This is a genomic window from Streptomyces sp. NPDC055400 (assembly GCF_053644375.1).
In genome coordinates, this window is record NZ_JBSHLM010000014.1 from 99,328 (window position 1) to 117,106 (window position 17,779).

At 71.1% G+C, this 17,779-nt stretch carries 16 protein-coding genes; 9 read left to right on the plus strand and 7 right to left on the minus strand.

The features are described from left to right. Window positions 1-12 precede the first annotated feature (12 nt). The gene (locus tag ACWIGU_RS32050; RefSeq protein ID WP_454405169.1) at window positions 13-1,683 is read right to left on the minus strand and encodes a fumarate hydratase; all 1,671 of its coding nucleotides are present in this window, start codon (window positions 1,681-1,683) and stop codon (window positions 13-15) included. A 154-nt stretch (window positions 1,684-1,837) separates the two neighbouring features. Here ACWIGU_RS32050 and ACWIGU_RS32055 point away from each other — a divergent pair, with 154 nt between their 5' ends. Together ACWIGU_RS32055 and ACWIGU_RS32060 are read left to right on the plus strand one after the other, a co-directional pair. Then, window positions 1,838-2,506, plus strand: coding sequence for a DUF1707 SHOCT-like domain-containing protein (locus ACWIGU_RS32055; protein WP_454405170.1), 669 nt, complete (start codon window positions 1,838-1,840; stop codon window positions 2,504-2,506). A 152-nt stretch (window positions 2,507-2,658) separates the two neighbouring features. Further along, on the plus strand, window positions 2,659-3,036 hold the full coding sequence (locus tag ACWIGU_RS32060) for a WhiB family transcriptional regulator (protein ID WP_100596553.1): 378 nt from the start codon (window positions 2,659-2,661) through the stop codon (window positions 3,034-3,036). Window positions 3,037-3,122: 86 nt separating this feature from the next. On the opposite strand, the gene glpX is transcribed toward ACWIGU_RS32060, so the two are convergent. After that, entirely contained in the window at window positions 3,123-4,157 is a 1,035-nt protein-coding gene (gene glpX / locus ACWIGU_RS32065) for a class II fructose-bisphosphatase (protein WP_454405171.1), read from the minus strand. Window positions 4,158-4,308: 151 nt separating this feature from the next. On the opposite strand from glpX, the gene ACWIGU_RS32070 reads away from it, so the two are divergent. Further along, entirely contained in the window at window positions 4,309-4,830 is a 522-nt protein-coding gene (locus ACWIGU_RS32070) for a DUF4245 domain-containing protein (protein WP_356277113.1), read from the plus strand. 148 nt (window positions 4,831-4,978) lie between these two features. Here the strand turns inward: ACWIGU_RS32070 and ACWIGU_RS32075 are convergent, their stop codons facing one another. The 4 genes from ACWIGU_RS32075 to ACWIGU_RS32090 all read right to left on the minus strand — a co-directional run bounded on the left by ACWIGU_RS32075 (window position 4,979) and on the right by ACWIGU_RS32090 (window position 8,814). Next, complete coding sequence (locus tag ACWIGU_RS32075) at window positions 4,979-5,569, minus strand: malonic semialdehyde reductase (RefSeq protein ID WP_266560603.1); 591 nt, start codon at window positions 5,567-5,569, stop codon at window positions 4,979-4,981. Between the two features lie 192 nt (window positions 5,570-5,761). After that, window positions 5,762-5,998 carry an exodeoxyribonuclease VII small subunit gene (locus ACWIGU_RS32080; protein WP_454405172.1) on the minus strand — a complete coding sequence of 79 codons (237 nt, stop codon included), beginning with the start codon at window positions 5,996-5,998 and terminating at the stop codon, window positions 5,762-5,764. Continuing rightward, complete coding sequence (gene xseA / locus ACWIGU_RS32085; protein ID WP_454405173.1) at window positions 5,995-7,221, minus strand: exodeoxyribonuclease VII large subunit; 1,227 nt, start codon at window positions 7,219-7,221, stop codon at window positions 5,995-5,997. The genes ACWIGU_RS32080 and xseA overlap by 4 nt, the downstream gene beginning before the upstream one ends. A gap of 204 nt (window positions 7,222-7,425) precedes the next feature. Then, the gene (locus ACWIGU_RS32090) at window positions 7,426-8,814 is read right to left on the minus strand and encodes an APC family permease (RefSeq protein WP_454405174.1); all 1,389 of its coding nucleotides are present in this window, start codon (window positions 8,812-8,814) and stop codon (window positions 7,426-7,428) included. Between the two features lie 98 nt (window positions 8,815-8,912). Between ACWIGU_RS32090 and ACWIGU_RS32095 the strand changes: the two genes are divergently transcribed. Both ACWIGU_RS32095 and ppgK read left to right on the plus strand, forming a co-directional pair. Then, the gene (locus ACWIGU_RS32095; RefSeq protein WP_356277101.1) at window positions 8,913-9,911 is read left to right on the plus strand and encodes a 4-hydroxy-3-methylbut-2-enyl diphosphate reductase; all 999 of its coding nucleotides are present in this window, start codon (window positions 8,913-8,915) and stop codon (window positions 9,909-9,911) included. A 30-nt stretch (window positions 9,912-9,941) separates the two neighbouring features. Continuing rightward, window positions 9,942-10,691 carry a polyphosphate--glucose phosphotransferase gene (ppgK, locus tag ACWIGU_RS32100; RefSeq protein WP_454405175.1) on the plus strand — a complete coding sequence of 250 codons (750 nt, stop codon included), beginning with the start codon at window positions 9,942-9,944 and terminating at the stop codon, window positions 10,689-10,691. A gap of 87 nt (window positions 10,692-10,778) precedes the next feature. Here the strand turns inward: ppgK and ACWIGU_RS32105 are convergent, their stop codons facing one another. Then, on the minus strand, window positions 10,779-11,450 hold the full coding sequence (locus ACWIGU_RS32105) for a DUF6542 domain-containing protein (RefSeq protein WP_454405176.1): 672 nt from the start codon (window positions 11,448-11,450) through the stop codon (window positions 10,779-10,781). Window positions 11,451-11,599: 149 nt separating this feature from the next. On the opposite strand from ACWIGU_RS32105, the gene ychF reads away from it, so the two are divergent. The 4 genes from ychF to ACWIGU_RS32125 all read left to right on the plus strand — a co-directional run bounded on the left by ychF (window position 11,600) and on the right by ACWIGU_RS32125 (window position 17,756). Continuing rightward, on the plus strand, window positions 11,600-12,688 hold the full coding sequence (ychF, locus tag ACWIGU_RS32110) for a redox-regulated ATPase YchF (RefSeq protein ID WP_454405177.1): 1,089 nt from the start codon (window positions 11,600-11,602) through the stop codon (window positions 12,686-12,688). 127 nt (window positions 12,689-12,815) lie between these two features. Next, window positions 12,816-14,963: a DEAD/DEAH box helicase gene (locus tag ACWIGU_RS32115; protein WP_454405178.1), complete on the plus strand. Its 2,148-nt coding sequence runs from the start codon at window positions 12,816-12,818 to the stop codon at window positions 14,961-14,963. Between the two features lie 134 nt (window positions 14,964-15,097). Continuing rightward, on the plus strand, window positions 15,098-16,102 hold the full coding sequence (locus tag ACWIGU_RS32120; RefSeq protein ID WP_454405179.1) for an Lrp/AsnC family transcriptional regulator: 1,005 nt from the start codon (window positions 15,098-15,100) through the stop codon (window positions 16,100-16,102). A 202-nt stretch (window positions 16,103-16,304) separates the two neighbouring features. Next, complete coding sequence (locus tag ACWIGU_RS32125; RefSeq protein ID WP_454405180.1) at window positions 16,305-17,756, plus strand: amidase; 1,452 nt, start codon at window positions 16,305-16,307, stop codon at window positions 17,754-17,756. Window positions 17,757-17,779 lie beyond the last annotated feature (23 nt).

The following is a 17,779-nucleotide window of genomic DNA, read 5'->3' on the forward strand; positions in this document are numbered from 1 at the left end:
GTGCGTCAGCTGTTACGCGAGGCCGGGGCCGCGCACCGGGATGCTGGTGAACGTCGGGGCCGGGGCCGGGTCCTTGAAGAAGTCGTTGCCCTTGTCGTCCACGACGACGAACGCCGGGAAGTCCTCGACCTCGATCTTCCAGACCGCCTCCATGCCGAGCTCCTCGTACTCGACGACCTCGACCTTCTTGATGCAGTCCTGCGCGAGACGGGCGGCAGGGCCACCGATCGAGCCGAGGTAGAAGCCGCCGTGCGCGCCACACGCGTCGGTGACCTGCTGCGAACGGTTGCCCTTGGCCAGCATGACCTTGGAGCCGCCCGCCGCCTGGAACTGCTCCACGTAGGAGTCCATGCGGCCGGCCGTCGTCGGGCCGAAGGAGCCGGACGCGTAGCCCTCCGGTGTCTTCGCCGGGCCCGCGTAGTACACCGGGTGGTCCTTCAGGTACTGCGGCATCTCCTCGCCCGCGTCCAGGCGCTCCTTGATCTTGGCGTGCGCGATGTCGCGGGCCACGACCAGGGGGCCGGTCAGGGAGAGGCGGGTCTTGACCGGGTGCTTCGTCAGGGCGGCGAGGATGTCGTCCATCGGCTGGTTCAGGTCGATCTTCACGACGTCGCCCGACTCGTCGAGATGCTCGTCCGTGGTCTCCGGCAGGAAGCGCGCCGGGTCCGTCTCCAGCTGCTCCAGGAAGACGCCCTCGGCGGTGATCTTCGCGACGGCCTGGCGGTCGGCCGAGCAGGACACGGCGATCGCGACCGGGCAGGACGCGCCGTGCCGCGGCAGGCGCACCACGCGCACGTCGTGGCAGAAGTACTTGCCGCCGAACTGCGCGCCGATGCCGATCTTCTGCGTCAGCTCGAAGACCTTCTCCTCCAGCTCCTTGTCACGGAAGCCGTGGCCGAGCTCGGAGCCCTCGGCGGGGATCTCGTCCAGGTAGTGCGCGGAGGCGTACTTCGCGGTCTTCAGCGCGTACTCGGCGGACGTGCCGCCGACGACGATCGCCAGGTGGTACGGCGGGCAGGCCGCCGTACCGAGCGAACGGATCTTCTCCTCCAGGAACTTCATCATCGAGCCCTCGTTGAGGACCGCCTTCGTCTCCTGGTAGAGGAAGGACTTGTTGGCCGAGCCGCCGCCCTTGGCCATGATCAGGAACTTGTAGGCGCCGCCGTCGGTCGCGTACAGCTCGATCTGCGCCGGCAGGTTCGAGCCGGTGTTCTTCTCGTCCCACATGTTCAGCGGGGCCATCTGCGAGTAGCGCAGGTTGAGGTTCTTGTACGCGTCGTAGATGCCGCGGGAGAGGGCCGCCTCGTCGCCGCCCTCCGTGAGGACGTTCTGGCCGCGCTTGCCCATGACGATCGCGGTGCCGGTGTCCTGGCACATCGGGAGCACGCCGGCCGCCGCGATGTTCGCGTTCTTCAGCAGGTCGAGCGCGACGAACTTGTCGTTGCCCGACGCCTCCGGGTCGTCGACGATGCGGCGCAGCTGCGCGAGGTGGGCCGGGCGCAGGTAGTGCTGGATGTCGTGGATCGCCTCTTCGGCGAGCTTGCGCAGCGCCTCCGGTTCGACCTTCAGGAACGTACGGCCGTCCGGCCCCTCGGCGGTGGAGACGCCCTCCGTGGTCACCAGTCGGTACGGGGTGGTGTCCTCGCCCTGGGGGAGCAGATCGGTGTACGCGAACTCAGGCATCTCGCCCATTCCTCTTTCGGCCGGTAGCAGCTGGCATCCGTTGGCAGCGCCAACCAGCGTAGAACCTGACGGCACGGGCGAACCTGTGAGGTAAGGCTCAGTTCCCGCAGTCGCCCCCTAGTCGCGATCTATCGCGTTTGGGTACGCTGAGCGGGTGGACCTTGAGAAGCGCTCCGAGCAGCCCGCGCCGCAGACCGATCTGCGTGCCTCCGACGCCGACCGCGACCGCACCGCGGAGATCCTGCGCGAGGCCCTCGCGGAGGGCCGGCTCACCGCGGAGGAGCACTCCGAGCGGATCGACGGGGTGTACCGCGCCAAGACCCACGCCGAGCTGGAGCCGCTCGTCAGAGACCTGCCCGGCGCCCACACGCAGCACCGGCCCACGGCCTCGTCGCCGGCCCCGAACCGTCCCGCCACGGGCGCGGTCCCCGCGGTCGCCGACGAGAACCTGGTCGCCGTCTTCAGCACCTCGGCCCGCAAGGGCCGCTGGCGCGTGGGCCGCAGGACGCACGCGTACGCCGTCTTCGGCAACATCGAGATCGACCTCAGCGAGGCGATCTTCGAGTACCAGCAGGTCGTGATCAAGGCCGTCTCCGTCTTCGGGAACGTGGAGGTCCGTGTCCCGGAGAACATCTCGCTGCGCGGCAGCGGCGGCGGTGTCCTCGGCAACTTCGAGGTGCACACTCTCGACTCGGCCGACCCGGACGCGCCCGTGGTCTACGTCGACGGCATCGCGGTCCTCGGCAACATCGAGGCCAAGCCCAAGCGCGGCAAGCGCCTGCGCGATCTGCACGACCGCGTGCGCAAACACCTCGACAGCTGACGCGTCTCCGGGGCGGCGGACGCGCGGCGGAAGCACGGCGGCCGGTGGCCGGGGAACTCCCGTCCTTCGGAACTCAGTGCATAGGCGCACACACAGCGGGTAGAGGTTGCTGCATCGTCGCTCGCTCGCGAAGCCGTCGTCAGGAGTAGACCGTGCTGCATCCGCCGCATCAGTCCCTGCAGGTCGCCGCCGTCCCCCCGCAGCGGGGGCCAGTGCGAGATCGGGACCAGGACGCCCCGTGGCACACGGAGGCCGTGTGCAGGCGCGACGAAGCCGGCCTTTTCTTCGCCCCGTCCAAGGAGCCGACCGCGGCCCGCCTGTCCCGCGAGGAGGCGGCCAAGCGGGTCTGCGCCCGCTGCCCCGTGATGGTCGAGTGCCGCGAGCACGCGCTCCTTCAGCCCGAGCCCTACGGGGTGTGGGGCGGCCTCACCGCCGCCGAGCGCCGCGTGGTCCTCGCCCGCAGGCGCCGGCGCGAGGTCGAGCTGCAGAAGGCGGCGAGCTCGGTCGACCAGATCCGCGCGGCCGGCTGACGACCCTCCCGTATACGCGAATGGGGCGCCCCTCCGCACAAAGGGGCGCCCCGAACGCGTAGCGGAAAGAACCTGCCGCGCGTGACCTACTTGGCGCGGTCGAAGTCGATCGCGCTGTACGCGCGCAGCTTCGACAGCCGGTGCTGCGAATCGATCTGACGGATCGTGCCCGACTTGGAGCGCATCACGAGCGAGGACGTCGTGGCGCTCTCGGCGCGGTAGCGCACACCGCGCAGCAGCTCGCCGTCCGTGATGCCGGTGGCGACGAAGAACACGTTCTCGCCGGAGACCAGGTCGTTCGTCGACAGGACGCGGTCCAGGTCGTGGCCCGCGTCGATCGCCCGCTGGCGCTCCGCGTCGTCCTTGGGCCACAGCTTGCCCTGGATGACACCGCCGAGGCACTTGATGGCGCACGCCGAGATGATGCCCTCGGGGGTGCCGCCGATGCCCAGGAGCAGGTCGACGCCGCTGTCCTCGCGCACCGCGAGCACGGAGCCCGCGACATCGCCGTCGGAGATCAGCTTGATCCGGGCGCCGGCCTCGCGGACCTCCTTGATGATGCCCGCGTGGCGCGGCCGGTCCAGGATGACGACCGTGACGTCCTCGGGAGCGGCGCGCTTGGCCTTGGCGATACGGCGGATGTTCACCTCCACCGGGGCGTTGATGTCCACGTAGTCGGCGGCCTCGGGGCCCGCGACCAGCTTGTCCATGTAGAAGACGGCGGACGGGTCGAACATGGTGCCGCGGTCGGCGGCGGCCAGGACCGCGATGGCGTTCGGCATGCCCTTGGCGCAGAGCGTGGTGCCGTCGATCGGGTCGACGGCGATGTCGACCTCGGCGCTCGTCCCGTCGCCGACGCGCTCCCCGTTGTAGAGCATCGGGGCTTCGTCCTTCTCGCCCTCACCGATGACGACGACGCCGTTCATCGAGACGGTGGAGACGAGGGTCCGCATGGCGCGCACGGCGGCGCCGTCCGCTCCGTTCTTGTCGCCCCGGCCGACCCAGCGGCCGGCGGCCATGGCCGCGGCCTCGGTGACCCGGACGAGTTCCAGGGCGAGGTTCCGGTCGGGAGCCTCCGCGGGGACTTCGAGTTCGGACGGCAGCTGGTGTTGCTCGGTCATCGAGACGCACCTTTCTGATACGACGACGGCCGGATGAGGGTGATGTCCACAGACTCTATCGTCAGGCCGACAAAATGAGCAGAGGGCCCCACGTTTGAGCGGACCGGGCCCACGTGCGGTGATCGCTCACGTACCTGCGACGATGGGGGGCGTGGCAGGTACCAAAGGCAAGAAGACCGTGGGAAGTCTGGTCCTCTCGATGGGCGCGACCGTGCTCGCGGCGGCAGGCATCTACATGTTCGTCCCGCACGACGACTCCGGCACCCCGCCGATGAAGCGCGTGGACTACCGCGTGGAGCTGCTGACGGCGCGGCGCGCCGCGGCGTACCCGGTGGCGGCGCCCGAGGGGCTGGCGAAGTCCTGGAAGGCGACGTCGGTGCGGTTCCAGGGCTCGAACTTCGACGCCTGGCACCTCGGCTTCCACGACGCCGACGGCCAGTACGTGGGCGTCGAGCAGTCCACGGAGAAGGCGTCGGCCTTCATCGACCGGGCCAGCCAGGGCGCGACCGAGACCAGCGCGACGCAGCGCATCGGCGGCGAGACCTGGCGGCGCTACAAGGGCGGCCAGTACGACGCCCTGGTGCTCAAGGGTGACAAGTCGACGACCGTCGTGACCGGTACGGCGTCGTTCGCGCAGCTGACGAAGATGGCCGAGGCGCTGCGGACGAAGTAGGTGTTCCAGGGATCCCGGCGCACGGGATTTCGGGGATCTCGGGTAATTCAGGCACTTCGGTGCATGAGGAAGGCCCCCCGGCCGTTGCCGGGGGGCCTTTCTCGTCACGCGTGCGGGAGCACCCGCAGGGAGTGCCCGGCGGGAGCACTCAGATCGTGGTGATGACCTGGTCGTGCTCCAGGCGCGGGGAGCGCGGGAACCAGGCGTCTTCGCCCGGCTTGCCGATGTTGATGACCATCAGCGGGGTGTGGTCGTCGTCCAGGAACTCCTTCTGGACACCGGCGAAGTCGAGGCCGGTCATCGGGCCCGCGGCCAGGCCGGCGGCGCGGACGCCGATGATGAAGTACGCGGCCTGCAGGGCGGCGTTCAGGGCGGCGGCACCCTCACGGGCGGGGCGCTCCGCGAAGAAGACGTCCTTGGCCTGCGGGAAGTGCGGGAAGAGCGCCGGGAGCTCCTCGTGGAACTCGTTGTCCGCGGAGAGGATCGCGACCAGCGGGGCGGAGGCCGTCTTCGGACGGTTGCCCTCGGCCATGTGCTGCACGAGGCGCTCGCGGGCCTCGGGGGAGCGGACCAGGGTGATGCGCAGCGGCGACTGGTTGAACGCCGTCGGACCGAACTTGACCAGGTCGTAGATCGCCTGGACCTGCTCGTCGGTCACCGGCTCGTCGGTGAAGGTGTTCGCGGTGCGGGCCTCGCGGAACAGCAGGTCCTGGGCGGCGGGGTCAAGAACGAGAGACATGGATCAACCTTCTCGATACGTACGTGCTGGGGGTGCGGCCGGTCCGTCGCGACGCTGCGAACGGATCGGCCGATGCACACGACAGTACGTCGGCACCGTTTAACTTTCAACCAAAGCCGGAACCTCGTGACCCGCTTCACAAAGCCCTGACGCCGTGCCTCGTCCCGCTCACCGTCCGCAGCTCCCCGCCGCTCACTCCTCGTCGTCCGTGCCCCCGTCCGGCCCGGTCTCCGCCAGCGCCGCGTCCAGGCGCGCCCGCGCACCGTCCAGCCAGCGGCGGCACACCTTCGCCAGCTCCTCGCCCCGCTCCCACAGCGCGAGCGACTCCTCCAGCGACGTGCCGCCCGCCTCCAGCCGCCGGACGACCTCGATCAGCTCGTCCCGCGCCTGCTCGTAGCCGAGCCCGGCCTCGTCGGTCTTCGTGGTCATGCGCTCTCCTGGTTCGCGGTCTCGACCCGTACGGTGAATTCGCCCTCGGCGACCCGCGCCCGCAGCACCTCGTCCGCCGCCACGTCGTCCGCGGCGCGCACGACGTCCCCGTCCGCCTTCTGGAGCACCGCGTAACCCCGCTTGAGGGTCGCGGCGGGGGACAGGGCCACCACGCGCGCGTGCGTGTGCGACAGCTCCGACTCGGCGCGGTCGAGGAGGTGCCCGAGGGTGCGCCGGCCTCGCTCGGCCAGCGCCGTCACCTGCTCCTCGCGCACCTCGATCATGCGGTGCGGGTCCTCCATGACCGGCCGGGCGAGGGCCTGTCTGAGCCCGCGCTCCTCCCGGTCCACGAACGACTCGACGCTGCGCCGCGCCCGGTCCCGCAGCCACTGCACCCGCTCGTACTCCTCGCCGACGTCCGGCACGACCTTCTTGGCCGCGTCGGTCGGTGTGGAGGCGCGCAGGTCCGCGACGTGGTCGAGGAGCGGGTTGTCCGGCTCGTGGCCGATCGCCGAGACGACCGGCGTGCGGCAGGCGGCGACCGCCCGGACCAGCTGCTCGTCCGAGAACGGCAGGAGGTCCTCCACGCTGCCGCCGCCGCGCGCCACGATGATCACGTCGACGTCGTCGAGCGAGTCCAGCTCCTTGACCGCCTGCACGACCTGCGGCACGGCGTGCACGCCCTGGACCGGCACATTGCGCACCTCGAAGCGGACGGCGGGCCAGCGGTGCCGCGCGTTCTCCAGGACGTCCCGCTCGGCGGCCGACGCGCGCCCGCACACGAGCCCGATGAGCTGCGGCAGGAACGGCAGCGGCTTCTTGCGCTCCGGGGCGAAGAGCCCCTCGCCGGCCAGGGACTTCTTCAACTGCTCCAGCCTGGCGAGCAGTTCACCGACCCCCACCGGTCTGATCTCGGAGGCCCGCAGCGACAGCTGGCCGCGCGGCGCGTACCACTCCGGCTTCGCCTGGACGACGACGCGCGCGCCCTCGGTCACGACGTCCGCGACCGCGTCGAACACCTGCCGGTAGCAGGTGACGCCGACCGAGATGTCGTGCGACGGATCGCGCAGCGTCAGGAAGACGACGCCGGCGCCGGGGCGCCGGGACAGCTGGGTGATCTGTCCCTCGACCCACACGGCACCGAGCCGGTCGATCCACCGCCCGATGAGCCGCGACACCTCCCCGACGGGCAGCGGGGCGTCCGCGGACGTATTCACAGCCATGCCGGTGAGCGTAGCCGCACCCACCGACAACGCTCCGTGACGCGAAGGACGTACGAGGGACGTACGGAGGGCGTACGGGGACGGGGCATAGCCCGGGTGTACGGGGAGGGAGCCGGCGCCCGTACGCGCACAGCAGCCGGACGTCCCGTCAGACCCCCGCGCCCCGTCAGACCACCCGCTCGCCCCGTCACCCCCCGCGCTCCGTCAGACCACCCGCTCGCCCCGCCGCCCCCTCTGCGCCACCAGCACCACGAGCCCCACCGCCAGCCAGATCGCGCCCACCACCTGGGCCGTGCCCGACGCCTCCACGATCACCGCGATCGTGACGGCCGCGCCGAGCACCGGCACGAGCAGATGCCGCCACCAGCTGAATGTCCCCGCGCCGCGCCGCACCACGAACCAGCCCACCACGCTCGCGTGCAGCAGCACGAACGCCGTGAGAGCGCCGATGTCCACCACGGAGACCAGATGGTCGAGGCCGTCGTCCCTGCGGGCCGCCCAGACCGCCGCCACCAGCGTCACCACCGCCGCGCACAGCAGCGCGACCCGCGGCACCCCGGAGTCCGTCCGTGACAGCGCCTTCGGCAGCCGCCGGTCGCGGGCCATCGCGAAGAGCAGCCGCCCGGCCGCCGCCTGCCCGGCCAGTGCCGCGAACGCCGCGCCGATCGCCTTGCTGACCGCCACCAGATCGTGCAGCCATCCGCCGACGGACACGTCGATCGCGTCGTAGAACGCGGACCCCTGCTTGGCCGGGTCAGCGGCGAGCTCCGCCGACGACACCGGTTCGAGCAGCGCCACGAGATAGGTCTGCGCGATGAACAGGACACCCGCGAGCGCCAGACAGAACAGCACCGCCCGCGCCACCTTCGCCGAGCCGCCCGTGACCTCCTCCGCGAACGACACGATCGCGTCGAAGCCCAGATACGACAGCACGGCGACGGACACCGCGCCGACGACCGCCGACAGCGCGAACGCGCCCCGCGAGCCGTCCCCTGTCAGCGGCGAGAGCCAGCCGCGCTCCGCCCCGTCGCGTACGAGCACGACGATCGCCGACGCGAGGAACACGAGCAGAACGACGATCTCCATCGCCAGGACCGCGAAGCCGACGCGGGCCGCCGCCCGCACGCCCCACAGGTTCAGGAGCGTCGTGATGATCACGGCCAGCGCCGTCCACACCCAGCGCGACACCGACGGCACCAGCGCGTTCATCGCGATCCCGGAGAAGAGATAGGCGACCGCCGGGATGAGCAGGTAGTCGAGCATCGCCATCCACCCGGCGATGAACCCCGGCGCCTCACCGAGCCCCACGCGCGCGTAGGTGAAGACCGAGCCGGCCTGCGGGGCGACCCGCACCATCTGCGCGTAGCTGAACGCGGTGAACGCCATCGCGACGGTCGCGACGACGTACACCAGCGCGACAGCGCCGTGCGACTTGGCGTCGAGGGTGCCGAAGACGCCTACGGGGGCCATCGGGGCGATGAACAGGAGCCCGTAGACGACGAGGTCCCGGAAGCCGAGGCTGCGCCGCAGCGTGTCCTCTCCCGCGGGCGGCAGTCCTTCTTCCCCGGCTGGTGGAGCGGTGTGGGCGGACATCGGGCCTCCGTTTGTCGCGCACGTCGTCGCGCACGGGCCTCCAGTCTCACCAAACGGTGGATCTTTGACCTGTTGGACGCGGCCTTACGATGGTGGGCATGACTGCTACGACTGGCCCCCGCCGCGTCCTGCTCGCCGCCCCCCGGGGCTACTGCGCCGGTGTGGACCGTGCCGTGATCGCCGTCGAGAAGGCCCTTGAGCAGTACGGGGCCCCGATCTATGTCCGCCACGAGATCGTCCACAACAAGTACGTCGTGCAGACCCTGGAGCGGAAGGGCGCCGTCTTCGTCGAGCAGACCCAGGAGGTCCCCGAGGGCTCCATCGTGATGTTCTCGGCGCACGGCGTCGCGCCCGTCGTCCACGACGAGGCCGCGGCCGGCAAGCTCGCCACCATCGACGCGACCTGCCCGCTCGTCACCAAGGTCCACAAGGAAGCCGTCCGCTTCGCGAAGGAGGACTACGACATCCTCCTGATCGGCCACGAGGGACACGAAGAGGTCATCGGCACCTCGGGCGAGGCCCCCGACCACATCACGCTGGTCGACGGCCCCGAGGACGTGGCGAACGTGGAGGTGCGGGACGAGTCGAAGGTCGTCTGGCTCTCCCAGACCACGCTCTCCGTGGACGAGACCATGGAGACGGTCGACGCCCTCAAGGCCAAGTTCCCGAACCTGCTCTCGCCGCCCAGCGACGACATCTGCTACGCCACGCAGAACCGCCAGATCGCGGTGAAGAAGCTGGCCGAGGACGCCGAGCTCGTCATCGTCGTCGGCTCCAAGAACTCCTCGAACTCGATCCGCATGGTCGAGGTCGCCCTGGACGCCGGCGCGCCCGCCGCCCACCTGGTGGACTTCGCCGCCGAGATCGACGAGACCTGGCTCGAGGGCGTCACCACGGTCGGCCTCACCTCCGGCGCCTCGGTCCCCGACGTGCTGGTGGACGGCGTACTGGAGTGGCTGGCCGAGCGAGGTTACGCCGACGTGGAGACCGTGAAGACCGCCGAGGAGTCCATCACCTTCTCGCTGCCGAAGGAACTCCGCCGGGACCTGCGCGCGGAGGCCGCCGCCCTCACGGGAGACGGCTCTTCCGAGGAGTGACGTTCAGCCACTCGTCGTAACGTGGTGTCCATGCAGATCTTCGGCGTGGACATCGGCGGATCAGGGATCAAGGGCGCACCCGTTGACCTGGACCGCGGAGACCTGGCACAGGAGCGGTTCAAGGTCCTCACCCCGCACCCGGCCACGCCCGACGGCGTGGCCGGCGGGGTGAAAGAGGTAGTGGAGCACTTCGGCACCCGGCCCGACCGGGTCGGCATCACCTTCCCCGGCGTGGTCACGGGCGGCGCCACGATCCGTACGGCCGCCAATGTCGACAAGTCGTGGATCGACGTCGACGCCCGCGCCCTCCTCGGCGAGCGGCTCGGCGGGCTCCCCGTGACGGTCCTGAACGACGCGGACGCGGCGGGCGTCGCCGAGATGCACTTCGGCGCGGGCCGCGGCCGCAAGGGCGTGGTCCTGCTCCTCACCTTCGGCACCGGCATCGGCAGCGCCCTGTTCATCGACGGACAGCTCGTCCCGAACACCGAGCTCGGTCATCTGGAGCTGAACGGCCACGACGCCGAGAAGCACGCCTCGACGAAGGCGAAGGAAGACCACGACCTGAGCTGGGAGCACTGGGCGCACCGCGTCCAGAAGTACCTGGCGCACGTCGAGATGCTGTTCTCGCCCGGACTGTTCATCATCGGCGGCGGCGTCAGCCGCAAGGCCGACAGATTCCTGCCCCTGATCAAGGGCATCAAGGCGGAGATCGTCCCGGCGCAACTGCAGAACAACGCGGGGATCGTGGGGGCGGCCATGGCGGCGGCGCAGCAGATGTAGAGGTCGCGGAGGCGGAGGCGGAGGGGGGAGGGGTAAAGGGCGCGGGCCTCCTGGCCTCCTGCCCCCCTGCCCCCTGCCCCCTGGCCTTCAGGCCGTGTGCCGCCGGGGGCGCGGGGCCGAGGTCACCTGTTGTGCCGGCGTGCCGGGGGAGCCGGCGCGGGCCTGGGCGAGGGCTCGGCGGCGGGCCGCGCGACGGGCCATGTGGCGGATGCCCCGCACGGTCACGACGAGTCCGGCGACGAGCGTGCCGCCGTAGAGCCAGCCCGCGTGCATCGCCAGGGCCGTCACCAGCCCCATCACCTGCCCGCCGAACCCGCCCGAGCCGTCGGCCACCGGCAGGATCCCGACGGCGAAGCCGATCGGCACGGCGACGGGCGCGGCCACCAGGTCGGCGGGCCGCACCCACATCGCGGTGAGCGTGCTCATCAGCAGGAACAGCACCCCGTACACGACGATCGAGCCGCCGAACAGCAGGGCGTCCAGGAGGGCGAGCGCGAACATCGAGGCCGTGCAGAACAGCCCGCTGCCCAGGCCGGTGAGGCGCGGATCGGGGAAGCGGCGCAGCGCGAGGACGACCGGCGGCACGGGGCGAGGCGCCTTGGCGCCGCTCTTGCCCGACGCCCGGTACACCGTTCCGGAACGGGACCCGGAGGGCCCGTCGCGTCCGTCGCTGCCGCCCTGCGCCTGCGGGGGGAGCGGGGGTGTGCGGCGGGTCCGGTTCTGCGGGGCGCGCGGCGGAGTGCGACTGGGTTGTTCCACCGCACCAACTTAGGTCGGGTTATGTGTGGAATCCGCTCCGGGACACGCGGTTTCGCCGACCTTGGCCAAGCGTTCGAGAGGGCGCCGGGGGGTGGCGCGGCACGCCGTAGACTGGGGGTCCTCCATCCTCACGTACGGGAAGTCGCAACGTGTCGCTCACGATCGGAATCGTCGGCCTGCCGAATGTCGGCAAGTCGACCCTTTTTAACGCCCTGACCAAGAACGACGTGCTGGCGGCCAACTACCCGTTCGCCACGATCGAGCCGAACGTGGGCGTGGTCGGTGTCCCCGACCCCCGCCTCGCCAAGCTCGCCGGGGTCTTCGGCTCCCAGAAGATCCTCCCGGCGACGGTCGACTTCGTCGACATCGCGGGCATCGTGCGCGGCGCCTCCGAGGGTGAGGGCCTGGGCAACAAGTTTCTCGCGAACATCCGCGAGTCGGACGCGATCTGCCAGGTCATCCGCGCCTTCAAGGACGAGAACGTCGTGCACGTCGACGGCAAGGTCTCGCCCAAGGACGACATCGAGACGATCAATACCGAGCTGATCCTCGCGGACCTCCAGTCCGTCGAGAAGCAGGTCCCGCGCCTCCAGAAGGAGTCCCGCCTCCAGAAGGAGAAGGTCGCGGTGCTCGCCGCGGTCGAGGAGGCGCAGAAGATCCTCGAGTCCGGCACGACGCTCTTCGCCGCGGGCATCACCGCCGGCACGGAGAAGGGCCGCCTGCTCCACGAGCTGCACCTCCTCACCACCAAGCCCTTCCTCTACGTGTTCAACGTGGACGAGGACGAGCTGGTCGACGAGGACTTCAAGAACGAGCAGCGCGCCCTGGTCGCCCCTGCCGAGGCGATCTTCCTCAACGCCAAGATCGAGTCCGAGCTGATCGAGCTCGACGACGACGAGGCGCTCGAACTCCTCCAGTCGATGGGCCAGGAAGAGCCCGGCCTGGCCACGCTCGGCCGCGTCGGCTTCGACACCCTCGGCCTCCAGACGTACCTGACGGCAGGCCCGAAGGAAACGCGCGCCTGGACCATCAAGAAGGGCGCCACGGCCCCCGAGGCAGCCGGCGTGATCCACACCGACTTCCAGAAGGGCTTCATCAAGGCGGAGGTCATCTCCTTCGACGACCTGATGGAAACGGGCTCGGTCGCCGAGTCCCGCGCCAAGGGCAAGGCCCGCATGGAGGGCAAGGATTACGTGATGCAGGACGGGGACGTGGTGGAGTTCCGGTTCAACGTCTGATCCGCCTCACCCGCAGGTCATCCAGGGTCCGCCTCTTCGGGGGTGGGCCCTGGTTTGCTGTCGGGCGGGCGTTGTTCGTGGGGGCGGCGGTGGCAGGATGCCGGGACGGGAGCGAGGAAGGGCTGGGATGGGGCGGCGGGAGCGGGGGGTTGTCGGCGGGGGCGTGCGGCTGGAGGGGGCCGCTCGGGGGGTTGTTGAGGATCATGCTCGGGCCGTCGAGGCCGTCAGGAGCGCTTTGCAGCCGATTCATGAGGCCGAGGCCGCGCAGGCCTTGGCGGCTATTTCTGTGGCTCGGCTCAAGGACGTCACCGAGGGGCGGTTGAGGCTCGGGGAGGTGGAGAGGAGCGGGCTGTCCTCCGTTCTTCAGGTTCTTGAGGCCGGGACCTATCGGTTGCGGCAGATTCCTGGCGTGGGGGAGCAGACCGCCAATCAGCTGGTCGCTGCCGCTCGGCAGATTTCCGATGCCGTCCGGGAGACCGTCGCCGTCCACATCGATGTGGACCGGCCCGAGCCGCGTACCACCGCACTCGTCAGCGCCCTGCATGTTCTGGTGGAGGCGGGGCCCGAGGCGCGGCGTGCCGTCGAGACCGCTGCGGCCCTTGCCGAGCGGCTCGGTCCGCTGCTGGCCGACGCTCGACCGGCCGCCGGGCGGTTTCGGATGCTGCTGGTCGGGAAGGCCAAGCGGGCGCGGGCACTTGGGGCTGTTGCGGAGATCCGTGCGCTGACCGAGGAGGCGGTGCGCGCCGGGCACCCGGAGCTGCTCGCCCAGGCGTCGGTGGACCTGTTGCGCGGTTCCCCGGACGACGTGGCGGCCTGGGTCGACTTCGAGTTGCGGTCCGCCGAGTACTACAGCCTGCTCGCCGAGATCTCGGGGCGCGCCCCTGACACGGCCGCCTCCGAAGGGTTCCTGCCCGACGAGGTCGCCGAACGGGTCCGCGGGCAGGCGCTCGACGACACGCGGCGCCGGGTGTCGCTGCGCGGCTACCAGGCCTTCGGCGCCCGGTTCGCCCTGGCCCAGCGCAAGGTGATCCTCGGCGACGAAATGGGGCTCGGCAAGACCATCCAGGCCATCGCCGCCCTGGCGCATCTCGCGGCAGAGGGCAGGACTCACTTCATGGTCGTCTGCCCGGCGAGCGTACTGATCAACTGGACGCGCGAGATCGAGTCCCGCAGCAAGCTGCGCGTCCTGCCCCTGCACGGCCCCGACCGGCAGGACGCGTACGCCGACTGGAAGGGCCGCGGCGGTGTCGGCGTGACCACCTTCGACGCGCTGCGCCGCTTCCCCGTCCCCGGCGGCGGCGAGCTCGGCATGCTGGTCGTGGACGAGGCGCACTACGTGAAGAATCCGCAGACCCGCCGCTCCCGCACCGTCGCCGAGTGGGCCGGGCGCTGCGAACGCGTGCTCTTCATGAGCGGTACGCCGATGGAGAACCGCGTCGCCGAGTTCCGCAGCCTCGTGCAGATCCTCCGGCCCGATCTGGCCGACGTCGTCGGCGACCGCGACGGAGTGGCCGGCTCGAAGGCCTTCCGCAAGGCCGTCGCCCCCGTCTATCTCCGCCGCAACCAGGAGGACGTGCTGACCGAGCTCCCGGCGCTCCAGCACACCGACGAATGGGAGGAGTTGAGCGCGTCGGACGAGGAGGCCTATCGGGAGGCGGTCCGGGCCGGGAACTTCATGGCGATGCGCCGTGCGGCGTACGCGCGGCCCGAGTCGTCGGCGAAGCTGAACCGGCTGCGCGAGATCGTCGAGGACGCGGCGGAGAACGGGCTGAAGGTCGTGGTGTTCTCCACCTTCCGTGACGTTCTCGCCGTGGTGAAGGACGCGCTCGACGGCGCCGCCCTGTTCGGCCCGGTCTCGGGGAGCGTGCCGCCCGCGCGCAGGCAGCAGCTCGTCGACGAGTTCGCCGCCGTGTCCGGTCACGCGGTGCTCCTGGCGCAGATCGAGGCCGGGGGCGTGGGGCTCAATATGCAGGCCGCGACCGTCGTGATCATCTGCGAGCCCCAGGTCAAGCCGACCGTTGAGCACCAGGCCGTGGCGCGCGCCCATCGCATGGGGCAGGTGCGCTCGGTCCAGGTCCACCGGCTGCTCGCCACGGGGGGCGTGGACGAGCGCATGGTGAAGCTCCTCGAGAACAAGTCCCGGCTCTTCGACGCCTACGCGCGCCGCAGCGCGACGGCCGAGGCGACCCCCGACGCCGTGGACGTCTCCGATACGTCGCTGGCCCGCCGGATCGTGGAGGACGAGCAGGCCCGGCTCGCGGCCGGGGCGGCGTAGGGGCGGGGCCCGGTTCCTGTCCCTGCTCCGGTTGCGCTTGCGGTTGTGGTTGTGGTTCCTGTCCGGTTCGAGGCAGTCGACCGGCCGTACAGCCCCGGCCCAGCCCACCACACCCGCTCGTTATGGTCAGTCCTGTGAAGCACCCAGCCCCTGCCGCCCCGACAGCCCCCGCACACCCGGCCCCCACCCCCCTCGACCCCCTCGACCGGCGCATCGTTGCCGCCCTTCAGATCGATGGGCGGGCGTCGTGGCGGCGGATCGCGGCCGCGATCGGGGAGCCCGAGCGGAAGGTGGCGCGGCGTGGGCTGCGGTTGCTGGAGAGTGGGGACGTGGCCGTGCGGGGGCTCGTCGTGCGGGGCGAGACCGTGATTCTGCGGATGACATGCCGGCCGGGATCGGTGCGCGACGCGGCCGTGGCCGCGGCCCGGCGCGCGGACTGCATCTTCTCGTACGCGCTCGCGGGACCCGTCGACTGTGTGGCCGAACTTCAGTTTTCTCAGGGGCAGTTGGCGCCGCTGATGCTCGACGAGGTGCCCGCGCTGCCCGGTCTCGTCTCCCAGAGCGTGTCGCCGGTACTGCGGTACTTCAGGACCGTGCACGAGTGGTCGCCGGGGATCCTCGGGGCCGGGGAGATCGAGGCGCTCGGCGGGCTGTCGGGCATCGTCGACGAGATCGGGCTCCCGGAGGTCGAGGTCGGGCCCGAGGAGCACGCGATCCTGGGGGCGCTCGCCGAAGACGGGCGGCGTACGCACGAGGACCTGGCCGCCGTCGCCGGGGTCTCCGTGGCGACCGCCCGCCGCCGCGTCGAGACGCTCACCCGCGACGGGCACGTGAGCATCCGGGCCGCCGTCGAGCCCGCGCTGCTCGGCCTCCCGGTCGAGGCGCTCCTGTGGATCAGGACCCGCCCCGACGAGGTCGAGAAGGTGGGGCGGCTGCTCGTGGAGTCGCCGCTCGTGCGGTACGCGGCCGTGGTCATGGGTGAGCATCAGCTCCTGGTCGACGTGACGCAGCCGTCGAAGGCGGCGCTGTACGAGTTCCTGACCGCCTCGCCCTGGGTGCGGCACGTGGAGGCCGTGCAGTCGCATCTGGTGGTCGACGCGTTCAAGCGCAGTGGGGTGGAGTTCCCGACGTCCAGCTGACGTTTAGTCGGCGTCCAGTTGACGGCGATGACGTGACCGAAATATTCACGAGTGAAGGAGTGGTGTCTTAAAAGTTCATTGAGTCTTAGGTGTTGACTGAAACGGTCAATGGCTTCAATGTGGTGCACCACGCGCGCCGCTGCCCCGGACCTGTCCGGCCCCGCACGGCGACGTCCCCCGCGCCCGCTGCCCTAGGACTGCCATGCCCGCTCCCACCGGCCCCGCCGGCTCCGCTCCCGCACCGGACGAAATCTGCGTCCTCGACGCCGTCGACCTCGCGGCACGTGTCCGTCGTGGTGAGCTGTCGGCCCGTGAGGTCGTCCGGGCCCACCTCGACCGCATCGAACGCCTCAACCCCGCCGTCAACGCGATCGTCACCCTCGACCCCGAGGGCGCGCTCGCCGAGGCCGCCGCCGCCGACGCGCGCCAGGCGCGCGGCGAGGAGCTCGGGCCGCTGCACGGCCTGCCCATCGCGTTCAAGGACACCCACCTCACCCGCGGCATGCGCACCACGCACGGCTCGCCCCTCTTCGCCGACCACGTCCCCGACGAGGACGAGCTGCTCGTGCGGCGCATCCAGGACGCGGGCGCCATCCGCATCGGGAAGACCAACGTCCCCGAGTTCGCGGCCGGTTCGCACACGTTCAACCCCGTGTTCGGCGCGACCAGGAACCCGTACGACACGACGCGGTCCGCGGGCGGCAGCAGTGGCGGGGCCGCGGCCGCGCTCGCCGCCGGGTTCCAGCCGCTGGCCGACGGCAGCGACATGGGTGGCTCCCTGCGCAACCCGGCGTCCTTCTGCAACGTCGTCGGCCTGCGCCCCACCCCCGGCCGCGTCCCCTCGCACCCGGCCGGCAACCTGTGGGAGACCCTCGCCGTCGCCGGGCCCATGGGGCGCACCGTCGCCGACACCGCGCTGCTGCTGTCCGTCATGGCGGGGCCCGACCCGCGCGTCCCGATCTCCCTGGAGGGGCCGGGCGCCGCCTTCCGCGCACCGCTCGGGCGGGACACGGCGGGGCTGCGGGTCGCGTTCGCACCCGACCTCGGCGGGCGGGTCGCCGTCGACCCCGACGTGCGCGACGTCTTCGAACGGCAGGCCAAGGTCTTCGAGGACCTCGGCTGCGCCGTCGTCGAGGACTGTCCCGACCTGGACGGCGCCGAGGACGTCTTCCGCACGCTGCGGGCCCAGGAGTTCAACCACGGCCTCGGCGCGCTCCTCGACAGCGACCGCGCGTCCCTGAAGGACAGCCTCGTCTGGAACATCGAGGAGGGGCGGCGCCTGACCGGCGCCGACCTCGCCCGCGCCACCGCCGAGCACGCCCGCATCCACCTCGCCGCCGTCGGCTTCTTCGAGCGCTACGACGTCCTGGTCGCACCCGTCAGCCAGGTCACCCCCTTCGACGTCGAGGCGGAGTACCCGACCGTCATCGACGGGCAGCCGCAGCACACCTATCTCGACTGGATGCGCTCGGCGTACTTCATCTCGGTCCTGGGCGCACCCGCCCTGTCCGTGCCGGCCGGCTTCTCGGCCGCCGGGCTCCCCGTCGGCCTTCAGATCGTCGGCCCGCCCCGCGCCGAGCGGACCGTGCTCGAGGTCGGCGCCGCCTACGAGGCCGCCACCGGACACGGACGCCGCCGCCCCTTTCCCGCCTAGCCGCACCTCCCGCAGCCGTATGG